1 protein-coding gene is annotated in these 208 nt (G+C 41.8%); it reads left to right on the top strand.

Going from position 1 to position 208, the window contains the following annotated elements:
* Positions 1-10: 10 nt before the first annotated feature.
* Positions 11-208, top strand: a 198-nt coding sequence (locus tag FDX22_RS20635) for a DUF4387 family protein (RefSeq protein WP_146717699.1), incomplete at its 3' end; no start/stop codon positions are given.

Below are 208 nucleotides of genomic sequence, written 5' to 3'. Positions count from 1 at the left end.
GAGTTCAGGCATGAAACACTCAATTTGTTCACTGGCGCAGGTCATTCGCTCAAAAAATGCCGGACCGTACGAACTGGTTTTAGATATTTTGTTTAAAACCCGGGAAGACTATCAGCGCGTAAAACGCTCAGAGCAATTAACTCCGCAACTTATTGCTGGGTTATATAATGTCGAACCTGACTTTATTCACAATATTGTGTGGTTCGAT

Source organism: Citrobacter sp. TBCS-14 (genome assembly GCF_005280805.1).
Classification (GTDB): Bacteria; Pseudomonadota; Gammaproteobacteria; order Enterobacterales; family Enterobacteriaceae; genus Citrobacter; species Citrobacter gillenii.
This window is presented reverse-complemented; position numbering and strand designations above follow the sequence as displayed.